The organism is Nonomuraea sp. NPDC049421, from assembly GCF_040677005.1.
GTDB lineage: Bacteria > Actinomycetota > Actinomycetes > Streptosporangiales > Streptosporangiaceae > Nonomuraea > Nonomuraea salmonea.
The window spans coordinates 28,529-50,612 of sequence record NZ_JBFAQA010000032.1 but is presented as its reverse complement, the minus strand read 5'-3'; the positions used below and the strand labels follow the sequence as shown (position 1 = coordinate 50,612).

The window sequence follows — 22,084 nt, the reverse complement described above, 5'->3', positions numbered from 1 at the left end:
GGACCCCCCATGCTGCGTCAACCGACCCCCTTGCTGAAACGCCTGTCCGCCGCGGCGGTGGCGATCACCGCGGCGGCGGCGATGGCCGTCCACGCCGTCCCGGCCGAGGCCGCCGCCTTCAAGGTGCTCGTCTTCTCCAAGACGGCCGGCTTCCGGCACGACGCCATCCCCGCCGGCATCCAGGCCATCCGCGACCTCGGCGGCGCGGGCGACTTCGACGTGGACGCCACCGAGGACTCCGGCGCCTTCACCACCGGCAACCTGGCCCAGTACCAGGCGGTCGTCTTCCTCAGCACCACCGGCGACGTGCTCAACGGCAGCCAGCAGGCCGCCTTCGAGGCGTACGTGGACGGCGGAGGCGGCTACGTCGGGGTGCACGCGGCGGCGGACACCGAGTACGACTGGCCCTACTACGGGCAGCTGATGGGCGCCTGGTTCAGCAGCCACCCGGCGATCCAGCAGGCCACCGTCCGCAACGAGGACCGGGCGCACGCCGCGACCGCGCACCTCGGGCCGGCCTGGACCCGCACCGACGAGTGGTACAACTACCGCACCAACCCCCGCCAGAACGTCCGGGTGCTGCAGAGTCTCGACGAGAGCAGCTACAGCGGCGGCAGCATGGGCGACCACCCGATCACGTGGTGCCGCACGCAGTCGTCGGGTCGCGCGTTCTACACCGGCCTCGGGCACACCCAGGCGTCGTACGCCGACCCGGACTTCCGCGCGCTGCTGCTCGGCGGCATCCGGTACGCGGCCGGGGCCGTCGACGCCGACTGCCGCCCCGAGACCGGCTACACGGCCCTCTACAACGGCTCCACCGCGGGCTGGTCGCAGGCCGGCCCCGGCTCGTTCACCAGCGGCGACGCCACCCTGACCTCCCAGGGCGGCATGGGCATGCTGTGGTACGACGCCAAGGAGTTCGGCTCCTACTCGCTCAAGCTCGACTGGAAGCTGACCGGCGACTCCAACTCCGGCGTCATCGTCGGATTCCCGGCGACCACCGACCCGGCCACGGCGCTCGGCACCGGATACGAGGTGCAGATCGACGCGACCGACGCCGCCGACAGGACGACCGGGGCCGTCTACGGCTTCCAGGCCGCCGACCTCGCCGCCCGCGACGCCGCGCTCAACCCGCCGGGCCAGTGGAACACCTACGAGCTGCTGGTCGAGGGCGAGCGGCTGCAGGTCTTCCTCAACGGCACCAAGATCAACGACTTCACCAACGCCGACCCGGCCCGCTCGCTCCAGCAGGGCCACATCGGCATCCAGAACCACGGCCCCGGCGACGTCGTGTCCTTCCGCAACATCCGCGTCAAGGAACTGACCGGCGCCCCGGGCGGCGCGACCGCGCTGCGCGGCGTGGGCTCCGGCCGCTGCCTGGACGCCGGCGCCACCCAGATGCGGATCTGGGACTGCAACGGCCAGGCGAACCAGCAGTGGACGCCGACGGACGCGGGCGAGCTGCGGGTGAACGGCAACCGGTGCCTGGACGTCAACGGCGGCGGCACGGCCGACGGCGCGGCGGTCATCACCTGGAGCTGCAACGGCCAGAACAACCAGAAATGGCGTCTGAACGCCGACGGCACGATCACCGCCGTCGGCGCGAACAAGTGCCTGGACGTCAGCGGCTACGGCACCGCCAACGGCAGCAAGGTGCACATCTGGTCCTGCCACGGCGGCACCAACCAGCGCTGGACCCGCACCTGAAGCGGTCCGGCCACCATCCGGCGTCCCCGTCAGGAGGAGCATGAGGACACGATCCACCGCCCGCACGACCAGGCAGGCGGCCCGGTGCTGAGGCTGCGCGGCATCGGCAAGAGCTTCCTGGGCGTGCGGGTGCTGTCCGGGGTGGACCTGGAGGCGAAGGCCGGCGAGGTGCACGCCGTCGTCGGCGAGAACGGCGCGGGCAAGTCCACCCTCATGAAGATCATCTGCGGGGTGCACGCACCGGACGAGGGCGTGATCGAGGTCGACGGCCGGCCCGTCTCCTTCGCCCACCCGCTGGAGGCGCAGCGCGCCGGCATCGCGATCATCCACCAGGAGTTCAACCTGCTGCCAGAACGCACCGTCGCCGAGAACGTGTTCCTCGGCCGCGAGCCCGTCAGGCGCGGCCTGGTCGACCGCGCCGCCATGGAGCGGGCCACCGCCGCGCTCCTCGACGAGCTGGGGGAGACCCAGATCGGCCCCCGCGACACCGTCAAGCGCCTGCCGGTCGCCCGGCAGCAGATCGTCGAGATCGTCAAGGCGCTGTCGGTGCACGCCCGGCTCCTCGTCATGGACGAACCCAGCGCCGCGCTCGCCGAGCACGAGGTCGCGCTGCTCTACCGGCTGATCCGGCGGCTGCGCGAGCGCGGCGCCGCCGTCATGTACATCTCCCACCGATTACGCGAGGTGCTCGACCTCGCCGACCGGGTCACCGTGCTCAAGGACGGCGCCCGCGTCACCACGGTCCCCGCCGGCGAGGTGACCCGCGACGAGCTGATCCGCCTGATGGTGGGCCGCGACCTCGGCACCTACTACCCGCCCCGCTCGGCGGGCGCCGGCGAGGTACGCCTGAGCCTGCGCGGGGCGGGCAACCACAAGCTGCGCGACATCGACCTGCAGCTGCGCGCCGGGGAGATCGTCGGCGTCGCGGGCCTGCAGGGGTCCGGCAGGACGGAGCTCGCCAAGGCGATCTTCGGCGCGGAGCCGTTCACCACGGGCGAGATGACCCCCGCGCGCCCGCGCTCGGTCCGCGAGGCCATGGCCCACGGCATCGGGCTCGTGACCGAGGACCGCAAGGCCGAGGGCCTCGCGCTGCGCCAGTCCGTACACGACAACGTCCTGCTCGCCGCCCGCGCGACCGGCGCGGGGAACCCTACCCTGATCAGCGGCCTGCTCGACCGGGTGCGCCTGCCGCCCCCGCACCGGGAGGTCCGCTACCTGTCCGGCGGCAACCAGCAGAAGGTCGTGCTCGTCAAGTGGCTGACGATGACGCCACGGGTGCTGCTGTTCGACGAACCGACCCGCGGAGTGGACGTCGGGGCCAAGGCCGCGATCCACGACCTCATGCGCGACCTGGCCGGCGACGGCACGGCCGTCATGATGATCTCGTCCGAGCTGCCCGAGCTCATCGGCATGAGCGACCGCATCGTCGTGCTGCGCGACGGCCGCGTCGCGGGGACGCTGCCGGCCGGTGCCTCCGAGGAGGCCGTCATGCGCCTGGCCGCGGGCGAGGTGGCCTGAATGGACCTGCTCGCCCGCACCGGCCGCACCGGCGGCGGCCTGGCCGGGCACCTGCGCGATCCGGCGCGTGTGGTGTTCCTCGCCCTGTTCGCCCTGCTCGCGGCCGGCTGGCTCATCGTCGCGCTCGACGGCGGCCGGTTCCTCACCCTGGAGAGCGTCGTCGGCATCCAGCAGCGCTCCGCGGCCCTCGGCATCGTGGCGATCGGGCAGACGCTGGCGATCCTGGCCGGCTCGCTCGACCTGTCGGTGGCGTACCTGATCAGCCTGACGTCGCTGGTCGCGGCGGAGGTCATGGCGGGCCGGAGCGGCGACATCGTTACGGCCTGCGCCGCCGTGCTGGCCGTCAGCGCGCTGGTGGGGCTGGTCAACGGGCTGGTCATCACCCGGCTCCGGGTGCACGCCTTCATCGCCACGCTCGGCGTCGGCCTGATCATCAAGGGCGTCGTCGACCACCTGTACGACGGCCCGGCCGGCGAGGTGCCCGAGTCGTTCCAGCTCCTCGGCTACGCGCGCGCCGGGCCCGTCCCCGTCTCGGCCATGCTCTGGGCGGGCGTGGCGGTGGCGGCCTGGGTCCTGCTGGCGCGGACCCGGCTGGGCCACCGGATCTACGCGGTGGGCGGCGGCGAGGACGTCGCCCGGCTGTCCGGCATCCGCACGTCCCGCGTCATCGTGATCACCCACGTGCTCTGCTCGCTCTGCGCCGGCGTCGCGGGCCTGCTGCTGGCCGCCAGACTCGGGGCGGGAGCGCCCACGGTGGGCCCCGACGGCGGGTACGACCTGGAGTCCATCGCCGCGGTCGTGCTCGGCGGGACCGCGCTGGCCGGCGGCAGGGGCGGCGTCGCGGGAACGGTCGGCGGGGTGCTGCTGCTGGCCGTCCTGGACACCCTGTTCAACCAGCTCGAAGTCGACTCCTTCGCCAAGGACGTGGTCCGCGGCGCGGTCATCGTCGTCGCGGTGGCCGTCTACGCCCGGCGCGGCACCAGGCGGGCGACATGAGACGAGCGCTGCCCATCCTCATCGTCCTCGCGGCCCTGCTGGTCGCGATCGCGGTCGCCAACCCCCTCCTCCTGGAGCCCGCCGGGTTCCTGGCGCTGCTCAAGCGGGCCGCGCCGCTGGTGATCCTCGCCGCGGGGCAGTACTTCGTCATCGTCTCCGGCGAGTTCGACCTGTCGGTCGGCTCGCTGGTGACGGCCGAGGTGGTGGTCGCCGCCCGGCTCATCGACGGCGAGGAGTCCGCCACCTGGCCGGTCCTCGCCCTGCTGATCGTCGCCGGGCTGCTCGTCGGCCTGGTCAACGGCCTGCTCACCACCAAGCTGCGGGTGCCGTCGTTCATCGTGACGCTCGGCATGCTGCTCGTCCTCAGCGGGGCGGTCTTCCTCTGGACCGGCGGCGCGCCGCGCGGCGCGCTGTCGGAGGGCTTCCGCGCGTTCGGCCGCGGCGGGTTCGGGCCGGTGCCGTGGTCGGTGCTGATCCTGCTGGCCGCGGGCGCGGCGGCCATCGCGCTCACGCGCGCCCGCTTCGGCAGGACGCTGGTGGCCACCGGCGACAACGCGCGCGCCGCCGCGCTGTCCGGCGTCCGGGTCGACCGGGTCAAGATCTACGCGTTCATGCTCTCCGGCCTGTCGGCGGCCGTCGCGGCCGTCCTGCTCGGCGGGTTCGCCGGGGTCTCGGCGCAGGTGGGGCAGGGGCTGGAGTTCTCCGCCATCACCGCGGTCGTGCTCGGCGGCGTGGCGCTGGGCGGCGGGCGCGGCGCCGTGGTCGCCGCCATGGCCGGGGCCTGCACGCTGGAGGCGCTGTTCACCCTGCTCAACCTGTACGGGATCTCGGGGGCGCTGGAGTCCGCCGTGCAGGGCGTCATCATCATCGCCGCGGTCGCGGCAGGAGCCGTCCGGCTTCCCAGGAAACCCTTCCCGTCAAGAGGAGACGCACATGCCGCGCCCTAAGGCCGCAGCCGCCGCGCTCATGGCGGCCGGCGCCCTCGTCGCCGCCTGCACCGTCGACCAACCTGCCGCCACCACCACCCCTGGGGCGTCCGCCGCAAGCACCCAGGGCTCCGGCACCGGCGCTCAGTCGGCGTTCTTCGTCCAGGCCGACTTCGACGCCCAGCTGGCCATGCGCTCCCAGGAACCGGAGGGCCCCGCGGACAAGCCGTGGGAGCAGGCCATCGCCCCGAAGATGGTCGACACGACCCGGTACAAGAAGGACGGGCCCTACCACCTGTGCTTCTCCAACGCGGCGGTCGACAACCCCTGGCGGCAGGTCGGCTGGAAGACCATGCAGGCCGAGGTCGAGCTGCACGAGGAGATCGAGACGTTCACCGTGCTGGACGCCGAGGGCAAGGACGACAAGCAGATCTCCGACATCGCCGAGCTGCAGGACAAGGGTTGCGACGCGCTGATCGTCTCGCCGAACACCACCGCCACCCTCACCCCCGCCGTGACGGCCGCCTGCGCGAAGGTGCCCGTCATCGTGTTCGACCGGGGCGTGCGGACCGGCTGCCCGGTGACGTTCATCAAGCCCATCGGCGGCTACGCCTTCGGCGCCGACGCCGCCGAGTTCCTCGCCGAGAAGGTGCCGGCCGGCGGGAAGGTGCTGGCGCTGCGCATCCTGCCCGGCGTGGACGTGCTGGAGACGCGCTGGTCGGCGGCGAAGGCGGTCTTCGACGGCAGCCGCGTCCAGGTGGTGGGCGTGGAGTTCACCGACGGCGACGCCGCCAAGACCAAGAGCATCGTCGGCGACTACATCCAGCGGCACGGCACCGTCGACGGCGTCTGGATGGACGCGGGCGCCACGGCCGTGGCCGCGATCGAGGCGTTCGAGGACGCCGGCCTGCCGGTGCCGCCGATCAGCGGCGAGGACCAGCAGGACTTCCTGCAGAAGTGGAAGGACGCCGGCCTCACCGCCGTCGCGCCCACGTACCCCACCTACCAGTGGCGCACCCCCGTCATCGCCGCGCTGAGGATCCTCAAGGGCCAGGAGGTGCCCGAGACGTGGAACCTCCCGCAGCCGAAGATCACCGCCGACACCCTGCACGCCTACCTCAAGCCCGGCATGCCGCCCCTGCACTACGCGCTGTGCGGCTGCGAGGACCTGCCCGGCTTCCCGGAGGGCTGGGGCGGGAAGCGGAGCTGACCGCTCCCTCCCGCGAACGACGACGAAGAGGGACGCCATGTTCTCCATCGGAGTGAACACCTGGGTCTGGGTCTCCCCGCTGACCGACGACGACCTGGCCAGGCTCGCCCCCCGCATCGCCCGGTGGGGCTTCGACGTCATCGAGCTGCCCGTCGAGCGGCCCGGCGACTGGGACCCCGACAAGGCCGCCGCGGTGCTGGCCGAGCACGGGCTGGCCGCGTCCGTGGTGCTGGTCATGCCCCCGGGACGCGAGCTCGTGGCCGCCTCCCCGCGGACCGTCCGCGACACCCAGGACTACCTGCGGCACTGCGTCGACGTGGCGGTGACAGTCGGGTCGCCGGTGGTCGCGGGGCCGGCGTACGCGTCGGTGGGCCGCACGTGGCGGCTGTCGCCGTACGAGCGCGGCAAGGCCGGCGCCGAGCTGCGCGAGAACCTGCGCCCCGTCCTGGACCACGCCGCCGGGCGCGGCGTGAAGCTCGCGGTCGAGCCGCTCAACCGGTACGAGACCAGCCTCGTCAACACCGTCGAGCAGGCACTCGAGACGCTGCCGGAGGACTGCCACCTGGCACTCGACGTCTACCACCTGAACATCGAGGAGAAGGACCCCGCCCTGGCCGTCCTCGCCGCGGCAGACCGCCTCGCGCACGTCCAGGTGTGCGGCACCGACCGCGGCACGCCGGGAGCCGACCGGTTCGACTGGCCCGGCTTCACGCAGGCCCTGCGCCAGGTGGGCTATCAGGGCCCGCTCGTCATCGAGTCGTTCACCGCGCACAACCGGAGCATCGCCACCGCGGCCTCCATCTGGCGGCCGCTCGCGCGCAGCCAGGACGCCCTGGCCGTGGACGGCCTGGCGTACCTGCGCACGCTGTGAACCATCCACCCCTCAGGAGCTCTCCCATGCGAAGATCACGCCTGCTCACCGCCCTGGCCGCGGCCCTGTCAGGACTGCTGCTGCTGTCGTCGTCACCGCCCGTCGCGCACGCGCTCGCGGACCCGTTCAAGGTGCTGCTGTTCACCGAGACGGCGGGCGGCGCCTACCGGCACGACTCCATCTCCGCCGGCGTCGCGATGTTCCAGCAGCTGGCCGCCGACAACGACTTCGAGCTCGACCACAGCGAGAACTCCTCCGTCTTCACCAGCGCGGCGATGAGCACCTACGACGCGGTGATCATGTTCCAGACCAACGGCATGGTGTGGGACGACGCCGCCCAGCGCCAGGCCTTCCAGTCGTACGTACGCGGCGGGCGCGGCGTCGTCGCCGTCCACAACGCCACCGACATGAACATCGAGGCGCAGTTCCCCTGGTGGGACGAGGTCGTCATGGCCGGCGCCCACATGACCGCACACTCGTCGGTCGTGCCGGGCACCGCCAAGGTGGCCGACCAGGTCCACCCCGCCACCCAGGGGTTACCCGACCGGTGGACGCGCACCGAGGAGTGGTACAACTTCGACACCAACATGCGGGGCTCGGTCCACGTGCTGGTGACCGCCGACGAGACCACCTATGACGCGGGATCGAGCAGGATGGGCGCCGACCACCCGATCTCCTGGTGCCACCGGCCGGAGGGCGGCCGGGTGTTCGCCACCGCGATGGGCCACCAGGCGTCCTCCTACAGCGAGCCGCTGTTCCGGCGGCACCTGCTGGGCGCCGTACAGTGGGCGGCCGGGGCGGCCCCGGGCGACTGCGGCGGCACCGTCGAGGCCCGCTACCAGAAGGTCACCCTCGACGGCGCGCCCGACCAGCCCATGGAGCTGGACGTGGCCGCCGACGGCAGCGTCTTCTACATCTCGCGCTCCGGCAAGGTGAACCTCATCCCCGCCAACGGCGGCGGCACGCGCGTCATCGGCACCCTGCCGGTCTACGACGGCGGCGAGGACGGCGGCATCGGGCTGGCGCTCGACCCGGACTTCGCCGACAACGGCTGGATCTACCTCAACTACTCGCCCGCGAGCGGCGGCGAGGTGAACCGGGTGTCCCGCTTCACCTTCGACGGCACCGCCCTCGACCCGGCGAGCGAGAAGAAGATCATCGAGATTCCGGCGTACCGGAACGTCGACGAGCCCGGCCACACCGGCGGCTACCTCGCCTTCGGGCCGGGCGGCGACCTCTACATCGGCCCCGGCGACGACACCAACCCCAACGGCTCCAGCGGCTACGCCCCGATCGACGAGCGGCAGGGCAGGGCGCACTACGACGCCCAGCGCTCCTCGGCCAACACCGACGACCTGCGCGGCAAGATCCTGCGCATCCACCCCGAGCCCGACGGCACCTACACGATCCCGTCCGGCAACCTGTTCCCGCCCGGCACCGCGAGGACCCGGCCGGAGATCTACGCGATGGGCTTCCGCAACCCGTTCCGCTTCTCGGTCGACAAGGAGACGGGCTGGATCTCGGTGGGCGACTACGGGCCCGACGCGGGCGCCGCGAACTCCGGCCGCGGCCCCGAGGGCACCGTCGAGTGGAACCTGATCAAGGAGCCCGGCTTCTACGGCTGGCCGTACTGCGTCGGCCCCAACCTGGCGTACCGCGACTACAACTTCGCCACCGGCGCCTCGGGCCCGGCGTTCAACTGCTCGGCGCCGGTCAACGACTCGCCCAACAACACCGGCCTGACCAACCTCCCGGCCGCCAAGCCCGCGACCGTGTGGTACGACTACCACGCCTCGGAGGAGTTCCCCGAGATCGACTGCTGCGGCGGCGCCGCCCCGATGGGCGGCCCCTTCTACCGCTACGACGCGGCCTCCGGCTCGGAGCGGAAGTTCCCCGCCTACTACGACGGCACGCCGTTCTTCTACGAGTGGAGCCGCAACTTCGTCAAGGAGCTCCGCCTCGACTCCTCGGGGAACCTCCTGAAGATCAGCCCCTTCGTGGCGCAGATCGCGCCGCGCGCGCCGATCGACATGAAGTTCGGCCCCGACGGGGCCCTCTACATGGCCGACTGGGGCAACGGCTTCGGCCACGCGAACACCGACGACAGCATCTACCGCATCGACTACGTGGCGGGAAACCGCGCGCCCCTGGCCAAGGCGAGCGCCGGCCCCGACTCGGGCACCGCGCCGCTCACCGTCGCCTTCTCCTCGGCCGGCTCGTCCGACCCCGACGGCGACGCCATCACCTTCGCCTGGGACTTCGGCGACGGCGCGACCTCCACCGCCGCCAACCCCTCGCACACCTACACCGCCGACGGCACCTACACCGCGAGGCTCACCGTCCGCGACACGGGCGGCAGGACCGGCAGCGTCACGGTGCCCGTCGTCGTCGGCAACACCCGTCCCGAGGTGGCCTTCTCGGCGCCGCCCGACGGCGGGTTCATCGACTTCGGTGACGAGGTGGACTACACCGTCGTCGCCACCGACGCCGAGGACGGCGCCGCCGACTGCGCCGAGGTCACCGTGACCACCGCGCTCGGCCACGACCAGCACGCCCACGACACCGGCCAGTACACCGGATGCACGGGGACGGTCACGACCACGGCCTCCGGCCACGACGAGACCGCGAACGTCTACTACGCCCTGACCGCCGACCACACCGACTCCGGCGGCCTGAAGGGCACCGCCGGCATCACCCTGCAACCGAAGCACAAGCAGGCCGAGCACTTCACCGGCTCGTCCGGGGTCCGCGTCGTCGAGCAGTCCGGCGCCGAGGGCGCCAGGCGCATCGGCGACATCTCCAACGGCGACTGGATCTCCTTCACCCCGGTCAACCTGTCCGGCATCGACTCGGTGACCTTCCGCGTCTCGGCGCCGTCCGCCACCGGAGCCTCCGTCGAGCTGCGCGCCGGCTCGCCGACGGGAGCTCTCGTCGCCACCAGGACCGTGCCGGCGACCGGCGGCTGGGACACCTACGTGTCACTGCCCGCGGTGTCCGTCACCGACCCGGGCAGCACGCACAACCTGTACGTCGTGTTCAAGGCTCCGTCCGCGAACGCGTTCGACCTCGACTCCATCACCTTCAACGGCCAGGGCGTCGGCACGGGGGACGGCACGCCCGCGGACACGTTCGCGCTGCGCGGCGTCGAGTCAGGCCGCTGCCTGGACGCGGGCGCCTCGCAGGTCCAGATCTGGGACTGCGACGGCCAGGCGGACCAGCAGTGGACCCTGACGGAGGCGGGCGAGCTGCGAATGCACGGCGACCGCTGCCTGGACGTCAACGGCGGCGGCACCGCCGACGGCACCGCGGTCATCACCTGGACCTGCAACGGCCAGGACAACCAGAAGTGGCGCATGAACACCGACGGCACGATTACCGCCGTCGGCGCGAACAAGTGCCTGGACGTGCCAGGCCACGCCACCGCGAACGGCACCGGGCTCACCATCTGGCCCTGCAACGGCGGCGCCAACCAGCGCTGGACCCGCAACGGGTGATCAGCGGCGCGGCGACGAGCGCGCTCATCACCGCAGTCCAGGCGATGAGCGCCTCGTCGGCTTTGCAGCCGGGCACCAGGGACGGCGTCACGTTCGGCGGCCCGCCCCCTTCGGCCCGGCGGGTGAGCCGGGGCGCCCTGTTAGAGGTGCTTGTCCTTGGCCCTGCACGTCATGAGCGCGTCCCGTGCGCCGGCAGTGCTCCGACGAGCGTCGAACTCACGGCGACCGCCGCCACAATGGCCGTCTTCACCAGCTTCTTCATGAGAGACCTTCGCGTCAGGATCGGAACTCGAACGAGCCGCGCAGGATGGTGCCGCGCCCGCTCCAGTAGCTCTCGTACGCCGCCTTGAACGTGACGCCGTCGAAGCCGGTGAGCAGGCCGCAGACCGCGTCAGGATGCTTGACGTTGTCGTCCCTGATGACGATGGGCCGGCCGATCGTGCCAGGACGGGTGAGCGTCACCTCCACCCAGGCCGTGCCGGTGACGTTGTCCGCGAGGACGCACAGCTCGTTGGTGGCGTCGTTGTAGCGGACGATCCCGTCCCCGACGTCGCGCTTGAAGCTCTCCGCGTGGGCCGGTGCGGCCAGGGCGACGCTCGCCACCGCGGCGGCGACGCCGATGGTGACCTTCTTCAGCAGATGCATATGTCTTCTCCTTCGCCGGCCGGAGATCGGCTCGCCGGCCGAGGCTCATTCGGCGTGATCGTGGCACGCGCCGGCAGCAGCCTGGAATACGAAGGGAATACGCCCGATCACCCGGCGGAACGAGGGTTGGGCCGAGGTTTGTCCGGAGGATAGAGTCTTGCCCCGAGATCAGTACCGGGACAGAGGAGGGCGATGGCCGTCACGCCGCTGTCCCTGCCTGAGCCGCCGGCGAAGGCACCCGAGTTCGGCCGCGACGCGCTGATCGCCTGCGAGAGCCTGGTGCGCATCTACCAGACCGGCTCGGTCGAGGTGCAGGCGCTGCAGGGGCTCGACCTGGTCGTGGACGCCGGGGAGATGGTGGCCGTCGTCGGCGCGTCCGGGTCGGGGAAGTCGACGCTGCTGTCCATCCTGGCCGGGGTGGACGCGCCCACCGCGGGCCGCGTACGGGTCGACCGGTGGAACCTCCTGGACATGTCGCGCGCCGACCGCGTCCGCTACCGGCGGCACACCGTGGGCTTCGTCCGCCAGCAGACCGCCGCCAACCTCATCCCGTACCTGACCGCGCGCCAGATGGTCGACCTGCCGATGACGGCCGCCCGCACCCCCGCCGGCGCCCGCCGCGAGCGCGCCGCCGAGCTGCTCGGCCTGCTCGGCGTCGCCGACTGCGCGGACCGGCGGCCCGCGCAGATGTCCGGCGGGCAGCAGATGCGGGTCGCCATCGCGGTCGCCCTCGCCAACGAGCCCAAGGTGCTGCTGGCCGACGAGCCGACGGGGGAGCTGGACAGCGCCACGTCGGCGGCCGTGTTCGCGCTGCTGCGGGAGGTCAACCGGCGGCTGGGCGTCACCGTCGTCATCGTCACCCACGACCCCGCCGTCAGCGGGCAGGTCGAGCGGACGGTGGCCATCCGCGACGGGCGGACGAGCAGCGAGGTCCTGCGGCGTACCGCCACCGACGACGACGGCGCCCAGCAGGTCATCGCCGAGGAGTACGCCGTGATGGACCGGGCGGGACGGGTGCAGGTGCCGCGCGACTACCGGGAGGCGCTGGCGCTGACCAGGCGGGTCCGGCTGGTGCTCGAGTCGGATCACGTGGCGATCCGTCCCGACGGCGGCGGGCCCGCATGAGCGGCGGGCCGCTGGTCAGCGTGCGCGGCGTGCACCGCCGCTTCGGCAGCGGGGCGACCGCCGTGCAGGCACTGCGGGACGTGACGTTCGACCTCGCGCCCGGCACCATGACCGCCCTGGTCGGGCGGTCGGGCTCCGGCAAGACCACACTCCTGAACGTCATCGGCGGGCTGGACCGCCCCGACGCCGGTACGGTCCACGTCGACGGCACCGACGTCACCGCCCTCGACGAGGACGGCCTGGCGCTGCTGCGGCGGGAGAAGGTCTCGTACGTCTTCCAGACCTTCGGCCTGATCCCGGTGCTGTCGGCCGCCGAGAACGTGGGCGCCCCGCTGCGCCTCGCCCGCCTCTCGCCGGCGGAACGCGAGCGGCGGGTCGCGCTGCTGCTCGACCTGGTCGGGCTGGCCGACCACGCCGAGCAACTGCCCGGCGAGCTGTCCGGCGGGCAGCAGCAGCGGGTGGCGATCGCCCGCGCCCTGGCCGCCTCCCCTCGCCTGCTCATCGCCGACGAGCCCACCGGCCAGCTCGACGCCGAGACCGGCCTGTCGGTGATGGCGTTGCTGCGCGGCGTGGTGGAGTCGGAGGGCGTGACCGCCCTGGTCTCCACCCACGACCCCACGATGCTCGCCCTCGCCGACCGGGTGATCCACATCAACGACGGCCACCTCGACCAGCATCCCGACCCGCACTCCGCCGGCCACCTCGACGAGCCTTACGGGCCTTCCGACACGCGCCCCGCCGGCCACCTCGACGAGCCCCCCGACGCGCGCTCCTCGCCTGACGGGAATCGGCGGGCGTCCTCCGATGGGCGGGGCGATTCGTGAGTGGTGAGGGCCGCTCGTGCTGAGGCTGGTCGCGCGGCGGGCCCGTGCGCAGTGGCCGATGCTGGCCGCGCTCCTGGCCGTGGCCGTGGTCGGCACGACACTGCTGGGCGTGTGCGCGCTCCTGCTCACCCGTACCGCCGAGCAGGCCCGTGAGACCGCCGCCGCGCGCGCCACCGCCGACCAGATCGACGTCACCGCCTACACCGTCACCGTACGCGGCGAGCACGCGAGATCCGTCGCCGACGACACCCGCGCCGCGCTGACCTCGGCCCTCACCCCCTTCCAGGCGACGACGGCCGCCCGCACGTCGTCGGTGATGCGCTGGCTGCCCGGCACGGGGACGCAGGCGGTGGCGTACCTGTCGGCGGTGGAGGACCTGCGGTCCCGCGCCCAGCCGGTGACGGGACGCCTGCCGCGCGCGGGCGCCACGCCGGTGGAGGCCGTAGTCCTGGAGAGCACCGCGCGACGGCTCGGCCTGACCGTCGGCAGCCGGGTCAGTCTCGGCAGGGAGCTGGCCGACGACCCCGACGCGGGGATCGAGGTGAGCGTGGTCGGCGTCGTGCGCCCGCTGCCCGGCGCCGGCTGGGAGCGCGACCCGCTCGCCGCCGCCGGCTACGACCTGGCCTACCGCGACGGCCGCTCGGCGCAGCCGGTGCACGCGTACGGGCCGTTCCTTGCCGACCTCCACGACCTGCTCGCCGGCGCCTCCACCCTCGACCGGCTGGAGATCACCGCCCACCCCGACCTGTCCGCCCCCGACGTCCGCGACCTCGACACCGTCATCCAGACCGTGCTCGCCGCCGACCGCAGGCTGGGGCAGACGCTCGGCGACCGCGTACGGATCCAGCGCGTCGCCTCCCAGCTCCCCTCGACCCTGCTGTCCGCCCACGACCAGCAGCGGGTCACCACGGCCGCCGTGCTCGCCGTCGCCGCGATCGGGCTCGTCCTGACCGCGACCGCCCTCGCCCTCGCCGGCCGGCTCAGCGCGGGCGTGCGCGGAGAGGAGACCACGCTGCTGTCCGCGCTCGGCGTCGGCCGCGGGCAACTCGCCGGGGCGGCGGTCGCCGAGGCGGGCGCGCTCGCCGTGCTCGCCACCGCGGTCGCGATCCCGGCCTCCTCCGCGCTGCACGCCACGCTGACCCGGCTGGCGCCCATGTCCGGGGCCGGGCTCGCCACGCCGTTCGGGGTGAACGCCGCCCAGGTGCTGTCCGTCGCCGGTGGCGCGCTGGCGCTGGCGGCGGTGCTCGTCGTGCCGTCCCTGCGCACCCCCGCGACGGCGCTGCGCCGCCGGCGGGAGCTGCTCGCCAGGTCAGGCGCCGACGTGCTGCTCGTGGCGCTCGCCGCCGTCGGCTGGTGGCAGTTGCGCGACCAGCCGGCCGGTTCCGGCTCGCCCATCGACGCCGTACGGGTGCTCGCCCCCGCGCTGCTGCTCATCGCCGGATCCGCGCTGGCGTTGCGCCTGGTGTGGCCCGCCCTGCGCGTCGTGGAACGGCTGGCCCGCCGGGCTCGCGGGCTGCTGGTGCCGCTGGCCGCGTTCGAGGCCGCCCGCAGGCCGCAGGCGGTCGCGGCCGGGTTGCTGGTCGGGCTGGGGTGCGCGGCGGCCACGTACGGGATCGGGTTCGACGCCACCTGGCAGCGCTCCCAGCAGGACCAGGCCGACCTGGCCGTCGGCACCGACCTCGCGCTCGCCCTCACCGCCCCGCCCGCCGTCGGCCAGGGCCCGGCGGTCGGCACGGCCGCCGGGGGAGAGGTGAGCCCGGCCACCGACCGCGGCATCGCCGTCGGCCAGTGGCTCGGCGGCGCCGGCGACCCGCCCAGGCTGGTCGCCGTGGACGCCACCCGCGCCGATGCGCTGCTGCGCGGCCGGCTGAACGACGGCCGCACCTGGAGCACCGTGGGCGCCGCCCTCGCGCCGCCGTCACGGGTGGCGGGCATCGCCATCCCGGCCGGAGCCGCACTCTCCCTGACCGGGAACGCCACCGGCTCGACCCCGCTCACCACGACGCCCCGGCTGCTGCTCCAGGACCCGACCGGACTGCGCACCCCCTGCACGGGACCGCCCATCCCGCTCGACGGCAAGCCGCACCCGCTGCCGGACTGCGCGAGCGGCGAAGGGCTCCGGCTGGTCGCGGTGTCGCTGCCGTTCGAGATCGACACCGGGAACGTCGGCACCGGCCACACCCTCTACGGAACCTCCGCGGCCGACAGCCGCGTCGCCGTGACCCTCAGCGTGGCGGGCTCCGACGCCTCGCAAGGACCGTGGACCGCCACCTCGGCCGGCCCGATCCCCCGCCAGCTCGCCAACCCTGCCGTGACCGCCAAGGGCTCCGAGCTGCGGATGACCACCACCGTCTCGCTCCAGGGCCCGCCCGACGCCGCCAGCCTGGTCGCCACCGCCTTCCCCGCCCCAGGGCCGGTGCCGGTCGCCGTCTCCGCGCGGTTCGCCGGCGAGGTGGGCGCCCGTCCCGGCTCCCGGCTCGACCTCACCGTCGGCCTCACCCCCGTACCGGTCCGCGTGGCCGACGTGCTCCCCGCCGTGCCGTCCGCCCCGGGCGCCGCCGCCGTCCTGGCCGACTTCGACGCTCTCACCCGAGCCCTGGCCGTGCGCGGCGACTTCGAGGCGCCCGTGGACGCCTGGTGGGTCGGCCACCCCACCGCCGACGCCCCCGGCGCCACCACGCGCGCGTCCGAGACCGCCCGGCTCACCGGCGGCCCGCTCCGGGCGGGCCTCCCTGCCGTGCTCCGGCTGCTCGTCCCGGCCGCGGTCCTGCTGATGCTCGCCGGGATCGTCCTGCACGTGACGTTCGACCTGCGGGCCCGCGCGGTCGAGGTGGCTCGCCTGCGCGGGCTCGGGCTGACCCGGCGCGAGATCCGCAGGGTGCTGCTCGCCCAGCACATCGGGATTCTGCTGCCCCTGCTCGCCGCGGGCGCGGCGGTCGGCGCCCTCGCCACCCATCTCGTGGCCCCCCTCCAGATCCGCTCCGACACCGGCGCGGCCCCCGTACCCGAAGTCCTGCCCGTCTGGCCCTGGGCGGCCGAGTCCACCCTGCTCGCCGGGTTGCTGGCCGCCTGCGTCCTGGCGGTCGGCATGGTGGTCACCATCCAGGCCCGCCGCGCCGACGCCGCCCACCTGCGGGTGGCGTCATGAAGCTCTACGGGCCCGGCATCGTGCGACACGCACGCGTGGTGTGCGGCGTCATGAAGCTCCACCGGCCCGGCATCGTCGGCACGCACGCGTGGTGGGTGGTGTCATGAGGCTCCCGGCACCGCACTGGCCCAGCGTCGCCGGCCGCGCACGCGCGGATGCCGGGCCGTTGCTGCTGGCCGCAGTCGTGGTGGCCGTGGTCACGTTGCTGGCCGCCGCGATCCCGCCACTGCTGAGTGCGACCGCCGATGCCGCCGTACGCGACGCCGTCCGCAGGGACGGCGGCGACCTCCGGGTGCACGCCCGGATGGAGGACGACGGCGGGCCGCGCGCCAGCCGCCTCCGGCACCCGCGCCTGGCCGAGAGCGTGGACGACTTCCGTGCCAGGGCCACCGACGAGCTCGGGCCCGGCCTGCGCGCCGCCCTGCACCCGCCCGTAGCCACCGTCATCAGCCCCGCCCTCAAGATCACCGACGGCAGCGTGCTGCGCACGTTCCAGCTCGCCTACCTCGCCCGCGAGGGCGGCCCCGCCGTCACCTGGATCGCGGGCGGCCCGCCCAAGCCCACCGGCTCAGAGACGGCGTCCGTCCCCTACGGCGCGCCGCCGTGGCCCGTGCAGGTGGGTCTGTCGGAGGCGGACGCCGCCGCTCTCCAGCTCCGGCCCGGCGCCGAGATCCCGCTCGCCGACGACCAGGGGAACGTCAAGAAGGTGCAGGTCAGCGGCATCTTCCGGCCGTCGGACAGCGCCGACCCCGCATGGCGGCCGGCCCCCGCGCTGCTGAAACCGGTGGACGGGGCGGACGGCAGGGGAAGCACTCGCTTCGCCGGGCTGCTGTCCCGCGAATCCCTGCCCGACGCCCGCCTCGCCTTCGGACCGGACGAACTGCGGCGCACCGCCTGGTTCACCCCCGACCCGGCCCGCCTCTCCTGGGACGTCGTGCCGCCGGTCGCCGCCAAGGTGGTCGCGCTCAAGGCGGCCTCAGGCTCCTCCGGCGCGCGGGACGGCTCGCTGAAGTGGGAGACCCGGCTCGACGGCGTGCTGCGGAACGTGAGCGCCCAGGTCGAGGCCGCGTTCGCGCAGGCGTCCCTGTTGCTCGTCACCTTGCTCACCGTCGCCGCCCTGGTCCTGCTCCTCGCCGCCGACCTCCTGGTACGCCGCCGCACCCGCCCCCTCGCCGCCGCCCGCCAACGCGGAATGTCCCTCCCTGCCATCGGCGGCGAACTGCTGCTGGAGTCGGCCGTGACGGCGCTGCTCGCCGCGGCTTCGGGGCTCGCTCTGGCCTGGCTCGTCACACCGGGCCTCAGCGGCGCGCTGGGATTCTCCTGGGGATGGAGCACACCCGTGCTGATCGTCGCCGTCGTCGCAGGACCGGCGTTCGGCACCCTCACCGCCGCCCGCGCCACCCGCGACCGCCGCGTCCCCGCCAACCGGAGCGCACGGCGGTGGATGCGCGACACCGCACGGCTACGGCGGGCCGCCGCGGAGCTCGGGGTGCTGCTGGCCGCGACCGGCAGCGTCGTCGCCCTCTACCAGCGCGGGATCAGCGGGGGAGTGCTACCTGCCAGCGCCCCGGCATTGTGCGCATGCGTGGGCGCGCTCGTGCTGGCCCGGGCCCTGCCCTTGGGGACGCGCTTCGCACTCAAGCGCCTGCTTCGCTCCCGCCGCCCACTGGCGGTGTTCGGAGCCGCCCGAGCCATGGCGGCCTCAATCCACGTGCTCCCCCTGACAACACTCGTGACCTCCGCGACTCTGACGACGTACGCACTGACCCTCGGAGCCGCCCTCGGTCACGCGATCGCGGCCGGGCCGCTGGCCGCGGGGCTGTTGCGGCTGGCCTGGGTGGTGGGCGTGACGCTGCCGGTCCTGGGACTGCTGGGGCTCGCGCTGGGTGCGGCGGCCAGTGCGCCGGAACGGTGGCAGACGCTGACCCGGCTGCGGACGCTCGCGCTGCGTCCGCGCGAAGCCCGGTGGGTTGCGGCGGGTGAGCTGCTACCCCCGGTGGCGTTCGCCGCCGTGATCGGCCCGCTGCTCGGGTTTGTGCTGGCCCATCTGACGTTCGGCTCGCTCGACCTCCACCTCCTCACCGGAGCCGCCGTGACCCCGGCACCCCCGTGGTGGGCGCTCGGCCTGGTGGTGATCACGTTCCTGGCAGCGGTCGCTGTCGTGGTGCCCGTCGAGGCGGCGGTGCGGCGCCGCCGGCGGCTGAGCGAGGTGCTGCGCGCGGGCGACGGCTGAGCGATCTCCGAGCCGGGTGCAGCCTTTCGTCCCGTGGGTGGCGTTCTGAACGGGCGAGAGGAGATCGCATTGGACCGTCACGACGGCTTCCGCGAGTTCGTGCGCGTCCGCCGGCAAGCGTTGTCTCCCCGGCCAGGCGATCAACCGGTGACCGGGTTGTCAGGGTGCTCCTGACGGGCTAAGGTTCGTGTCAGAGTCACCCTGACAAAAGGAGGGCCTATGAGCCCCGCTGTTCCCCTGCCCACCTGCTCCTTCTGCGGGAAGGAGGCCGCCGAGGTCAAGAAGATCATCGCCGGCCCCGGCATCTACATCTGCGACGAGTGCGTCGCCGCCTGCAATGAGATCCTGGCCGCCGACGTGGGCCCCGCCCAGCCGGAGCTTCCGGAATGGGCGAACATGTCCGACGAGGAGATCCTGCGCGCCCTGCCCAGGATCGACCGCGTCGGCGCCCAGGTCGACGTCAGCCTCCGCCGCCGCGTCGCCGAGCTCCGGGATCGCGGCGTGAGCTGGGCCAGGATCGGCGCGGCACTCGGCGTCACCCGCCAGTCGGCCTGGGAACGCTTCGCCGGCGAGGAGAAGCACCCCGAGGCCGACCAGCAGGACGACGGCGCCTGACACGTCCCCGCGCCCTACCGAGGCCGGGCGTCCGGCCTCGGTACAGGGGGCTGGTAAGCTGCAGGGCATGTCTGCCGCTTCGTGCTCGGCCGCCTGCGCGGCAGTGACCAGGACGTCCCGCTAGCGGCGGGGCGTTCACGTCACACCAACCCATCGCGAACGTCCGGTCGCTCCGTGATCCGTCCCGAGCGGCACCTTCGTGCTGCTCGGATTCACCTTCGAGCACCGGAGCGCTAGATGCTTTCCGCACCCGGGCACGGCCCGGCTTCCTCTTCCTCCACGCGCGCATGGCTGGTGTTGTGCGCGATGTCCATGCTGCAGTTCCTCCTCGCGGTCGACGTGACCGTGGTCAACATCGCCCTTCCGTCGATCGGCGCGGACCTCGGCGCCGGCGGGCACGCCCTGACCTGGGTCGTGGTCGGCTACACGATCGCCGGCGGCGGGCTGCTGATGCTCGGCGGCCGGCTGGCCGACCTGCTGGGCCGCCGCCGCGTGCTGCTGTCCGGCACCGTCCTGTTCGGCGCGGCGTCCCTGCTGGCGGGGCTCGCCCCGTCGTTCCCCGTCCTCGTGCTGGCGCGGCTGCTGCAGGGCGCCGGTGAGGCCGTCGCGCTGCCGGCCGCGATGGCGACCGTCGTCCTGCTGTTCCCCGAGGGGCCGCGCAGGTCGCGGGCGCTGAGCGTGTGGGCGGCGGTCGCGAGCTGCGGGCTGGTGCTCGGGTTCGTGCTGTCGGGGGTCATCACCGCACACCTGGGGTGGCGGTGGACGTTCCTGATCTCGGTGCCGGTCATCCTGGTCGTGATCGTGGCGGCGCTGCTCCTCGTCGAATCCGACCGGCCGGTGACCCGCCCCGGCCCCCTGGACCTGCCGGGGGCGCTGCTGCTGACGGCCTGCCCGCTGCTGTTCGTCTATGGCGTGGTGCAGGCCGGTGAGCCGGGCGCGAGCCCGTGGGTGAGCGTGGTGGCGCTGGCCGGCGCGGCCCTCGCCGGTGCCGCGTTCGTACGGGTCGAGGCCCGCTCCCCGCATCCGCTCGTACCGCTGAGCTTCTTCGCCCACTGCGCCAGGGTCACCGCGAACATCGCCACGACGCTGCTCAGCGGCGCGCTGTCCACGTCTTTCCTGCTGTTCACCTTCTACCTGCAGGACGTCCGCGGCGTCGGCCCGCTGGAGGCCGGGCTCACGATGTTGTCCATGGGCGTCGCCATGGTCGTGGCCTCCCTGCTCGTCCCGCGGCTGCTCGGCAGGTGGGGAGCGCGCGTGTGCGTCCTGGCGGGCCTCGGCTGCACCACGGGCGCGATGGCCGTGATCGCCCTGGTCGCCGTCCTCGACGCCGGGGCGCCGTGGCTGATCGCGGCGATGGTGCTGATCGCCGCCGGGATGGGCTTCGGGCTCATCGGGCTGCAGTACCTCGCGGTCAGCGGCGCGACCGACCAGGACGCCGGGATCGCCTCAGGGATCCAGCGGGGCGTGGACCAGCTCGGCGGCGCCGCCGGGGTGACGGTCTACGTGGGCATCGGCTTCGCTCCCGCCCTGCACTCGGCGAACCCGTTCGTGACCGCCGCCGGCCTCGCGGTCATCGGGCTCATCGTCGCCGCCCTGGTCATCCGGCGGCTGCCCCAGCACGTGCTCAGGTGAGGGATGAGCTCTTCGCCCGCGCCCACGCCGCCTCGAAGTCCTCCCGGCGGATCTCCATCTCCACCAGCTCGGGATCGAAGAGATCGACGACCGGCGGGTTGAACGCCCAGTCGTCCTGATCGCTCTTGAAGGCGGCTCCGTCGTCGCGCTGCTCCACCTGGCGGAGCCGCCGGCCGTCGGAGCCGACCTCCATCAGGTAGGTCGCCGCGGGCACGCCGTCCTCGCCGTCCCAGCGGCGCCGGAGGTGGACCACGTCCCTGCCCGCGAACGCCCCGAAGCCGGGCAGGGCACGCTGGGCATCCCGTTTCGCCCGCAGCTCGCCGAGACCGCCGGGCGGCGCGGGGGAGTCGATGTCTACCTCCGGCACGTTCTCGTCCGGAGCCTGGGCACCGTGGGCCACCTCGACCTCCGCGAACGTCTCCACGATCTCCCTGGCCGACCGCGCACGAATCCACCACCACATCGCGCCCATGCCGGAGTCGTGCAGAACGAGAAACCGCCTCTTCCGCTCGAGATGCCGGATGTCGCCCAGGCTGACCACCGCGCGATTGTGATAGCGATCGTCCTCGCGCAACGTGGTGATGCTGCCGGACGCCACTTGGAAGGCCGCGTAGCCGGCCGCCTCGATCGGCATCCTGATCCATGACGTCACGACGAACGTCAGCGAGCCGCCATGCGTGACGACGATCTGGTGCTCGCAGGGACGCCGCACGATCTCGTCCATGGCCGCGTACACGCGCTGCGCCAGCATCGCCTTCGTCTCGGCGCCCGCCACGCCCTCGTCGTGACGCAGCCGCTCACCGGCCGCCGGCGGCGGGATGAAGCGCTGGTCCAGCCACTCCTGCGGCCTGCCGCCCGCCTCCCCGTAGGACTTCTCCCTGAGCCTCGGATCCAGAACGGCCCGCACGCCGAACAGCTCGGCGATCTTCTCGGCCGTCTGCCGGGTGCGCAGCAGATCCGAGGAGAACAGCTCCACGTCGGCGCCGTCCGGGATGCGGGCGCGTAACGCCTCGGCGATCGAGGCCGCCGCGTCGAGTCCGGCCGGTGTCAGCCGCGAGTCGTGCCAGCCGCCGACGACCTTCTCGACGTGGTGTGTCGCCTCCGGATGGGTGACGACGTACAAGGTGCGCATGGGGGCCT

At 73.4% G+C, this 22,084-nt stretch carries 14 protein-coding genes and 1 pseudogene; 13 read left to right on the top strand and 2 right to left on the bottom strand.

Translation table 11 applies throughout. From position 1 onward, the window contains the following. The first annotated feature begins 9 nt into the window (after window positions 1–9). From AB0K18_RS40055 to AB0K18_RS40025, 7 genes are all read left to right on the top strand, one after another. On the top strand, window positions 10–1,707 hold the full coding sequence (locus AB0K18_RS40055) for a ThuA domain-containing protein (RefSeq protein WP_364925748.1): 1,698 nt from the start codon (window positions 10–12) through the stop codon (window positions 1,705–1,707). 84 nt (window positions 1,708–1,791) lie between these two features. Next, entirely contained in the window at window positions 1,792–3,225 is a 1,434-nt protein-coding gene (locus AB0K18_RS40050; protein ID WP_364925747.1) for a sugar ABC transporter ATP-binding protein, read from the top strand. Further along, a complete protein-coding gene (locus AB0K18_RS40045; protein WP_364925746.1) occupies window positions 3,226–4,221 on the top strand; it encodes an ABC transporter permease in 996 nt (331 codons plus the stop codon). After that, complete coding sequence (locus tag AB0K18_RS40040) at window positions 4,218–5,168, top strand: ABC transporter permease (RefSeq protein WP_364925744.1); 951 nt, start codon at window positions 4,218–4,220, stop codon at window positions 5,166–5,168. Before AB0K18_RS40045 ends, AB0K18_RS40040 begins: the two co-directional genes overlap by 4 nt. Continuing rightward, entirely contained in the window at window positions 5,155–6,357 is a 1,203-nt protein-coding gene (locus tag AB0K18_RS40035; RefSeq protein WP_364925743.1) for a substrate-binding domain-containing protein, read from the top strand. Before AB0K18_RS40040 ends, AB0K18_RS40035 begins: the two co-directional genes overlap by 14 nt. Window positions 6,358–6,394: 37 nt before the next feature. Further along, window positions 6,395–7,228, top strand: a complete 834-nt coding sequence (locus AB0K18_RS40030; RefSeq protein WP_364925741.1) for a sugar phosphate isomerase/epimerase family protein — start codon at window positions 6,395–6,397, stop codon at window positions 7,226–7,228. Window positions 7,229–7,254: 26 nt separating this feature from the next. After that, on the top strand, window positions 7,255–10,722 hold the full coding sequence (locus tag AB0K18_RS40025) for a ThuA domain-containing protein (protein WP_364925740.1): 3,468 nt from the start codon (window positions 7,255–7,257) through the stop codon (window positions 10,720–10,722). Between the two features lie 276 nt (window positions 10,723–10,998). Here the strand turns inward: AB0K18_RS40025 and AB0K18_RS40020 are convergent, their stop codons facing one another. Then, the gene (locus AB0K18_RS40020) at window positions 10,999–11,367 is read right to left on the bottom strand and encodes a hypothetical protein (RefSeq protein ID WP_364925738.1); all 369 of its coding nucleotides are present in this window, start codon (window positions 11,365–11,367) and stop codon (window positions 10,999–11,001) included. Window positions 11,368–11,559: 192 nt separating this feature from the next. Here AB0K18_RS40020 and AB0K18_RS40015 point away from each other — a divergent pair, with 192 nt between their 5' ends. The 6 genes and pseudogenes from AB0K18_RS40015 (at window position 11,560) to AB0K18_RS39990 (ending at window position 20,944) form a co-directional block, all read left to right on the top strand. Beyond that, window positions 11,560–12,492, top strand: a complete 933-nt coding sequence (locus AB0K18_RS40015; RefSeq protein WP_364925737.1) for an ABC transporter ATP-binding protein — start codon at window positions 11,560–11,562, stop codon at window positions 12,490–12,492. Continuing rightward, a complete protein-coding gene (locus AB0K18_RS40010) occupies window positions 12,489–13,316 on the top strand; it encodes an ABC transporter ATP-binding protein (protein WP_364925735.1) in 828 nt (275 codons plus the stop codon). The genes AB0K18_RS40015 and AB0K18_RS40010 overlap by 4 nt, the downstream gene beginning before the upstream one ends. Before the next feature lie 16 nt (window positions 13,317–13,332). Further along, window positions 13,333–16,464, top strand: coding sequence for an FtsX-like permease family protein (locus AB0K18_RS40005; RefSeq protein ID WP_364925733.1), 3,132 nt, complete (start codon window positions 13,333–13,335; stop codon window positions 16,462–16,464). A gap of 103 nt (window positions 16,465–16,567) precedes the next feature. Continuing rightward, window positions 16,568–18,697, top strand: coding sequence for an FtsX-like permease family protein (locus AB0K18_RS40000; protein WP_364925731.1), 2,130 nt, complete (start codon window positions 16,568–16,570; stop codon window positions 18,695–18,697). A 219-nt stretch (window positions 18,698–18,916) separates the two neighbouring features. Then, window positions 18,917–19,057: pseudogene (locus tag AB0K18_RS39995) on the top strand (ClpX C4-type zinc finger protein); the annotation flags it as partial. A gap of 561 nt (window positions 19,058–19,618) precedes the next feature. Next, window positions 19,619–20,944, top strand: a complete 1,326-nt coding sequence (locus AB0K18_RS39990) for an MFS transporter (protein ID WP_364925729.1) — start codon at window positions 19,619–19,621, stop codon at window positions 20,942–20,944. Here the strand turns inward: AB0K18_RS39990 and AB0K18_RS39985 are convergent. Beyond that, the gene (locus tag AB0K18_RS39985) at window positions 20,937–22,076 is read right to left on the bottom strand and encodes a histidine phosphatase family protein (RefSeq protein ID WP_364925727.1); all 1,140 of its coding nucleotides are present in this window, start codon (window positions 22,074–22,076) and stop codon (window positions 20,937–20,939) included. The two genes, AB0K18_RS39990 and AB0K18_RS39985, sit on opposite strands and share 8 nt — an antisense overlap. Window positions 22,077–22,084 lie beyond the last annotated feature (8 nt).

Coding starts and splice junctions, on each gene's coding strand:
- AB0K18_RS40055 (WP_364925748.1), top strand. CDS start 10: ATGCTGCGTCAACCGACCCCCTTGCTGAAACGCCTGTCCGCCGCGGCG.
- AB0K18_RS40045 (WP_364925746.1), top strand. CDS start 3,226: ATGGACCTGCTCGCCCGCACCGGCCGCACCGGCGGCGGCCTGGCCGGG.
- AB0K18_RS40040 (WP_364925744.1), top strand. CDS start 4,218: ATGAGACGAGCGCTGCCCATCCTCATCGTCCTCGCGGCCCTGCTGGTC.
- AB0K18_RS40035 (WP_364925743.1), top strand. CDS start 5,155: ATGCCGCGCCCTAAGGCCGCAGCCGCCGCGCTCATGGCGGCCGGCGCC.
- AB0K18_RS40030 (WP_364925741.1), top strand. CDS start 6,395: ATGTTCTCCATCGGAGTGAACACCTGGGTCTGGGTCTCCCCGCTGACC.
- AB0K18_RS40025 (WP_364925740.1), top strand. CDS start 7,255: ATGCGAAGATCACGCCTGCTCACCGCCCTGGCCGCGGCCCTGTCAGGA.
- AB0K18_RS40020 (WP_364925738.1), bottom strand. CDS start 11,367: ATGCATCTGCTGAAGAAGGTCACCATCGGCGTCGCCGCCGCGGTGGCG.
- AB0K18_RS40015 (WP_364925737.1), top strand. CDS start 11,560: ATGGCCGTCACGCCGCTGTCCCTGCCTGAGCCGCCGGCGAAGGCACCC.
- AB0K18_RS40010 (WP_364925735.1), top strand. CDS start 12,489: ATGAGCGGCGGGCCGCTGGTCAGCGTGCGCGGCGTGCACCGCCGCTTC.
- AB0K18_RS40000 (WP_364925731.1), top strand. CDS start 16,568: ATGAGGCTCCCGGCACCGCACTGGCCCAGCGTCGCCGGCCGCGCACGC.
- AB0K18_RS39990 (WP_364925729.1), top strand. CDS start 19,619: ATGTCCATGCTGCAGTTCCTCCTCGCGGTCGACGTGACCGTGGTCAAC.
- AB0K18_RS39985 (WP_364925727.1), bottom strand. CDS start 22,076: ATGCGCACCTTGTACGTCGTCACCCATCCGGAGGCGACACACCACGTC.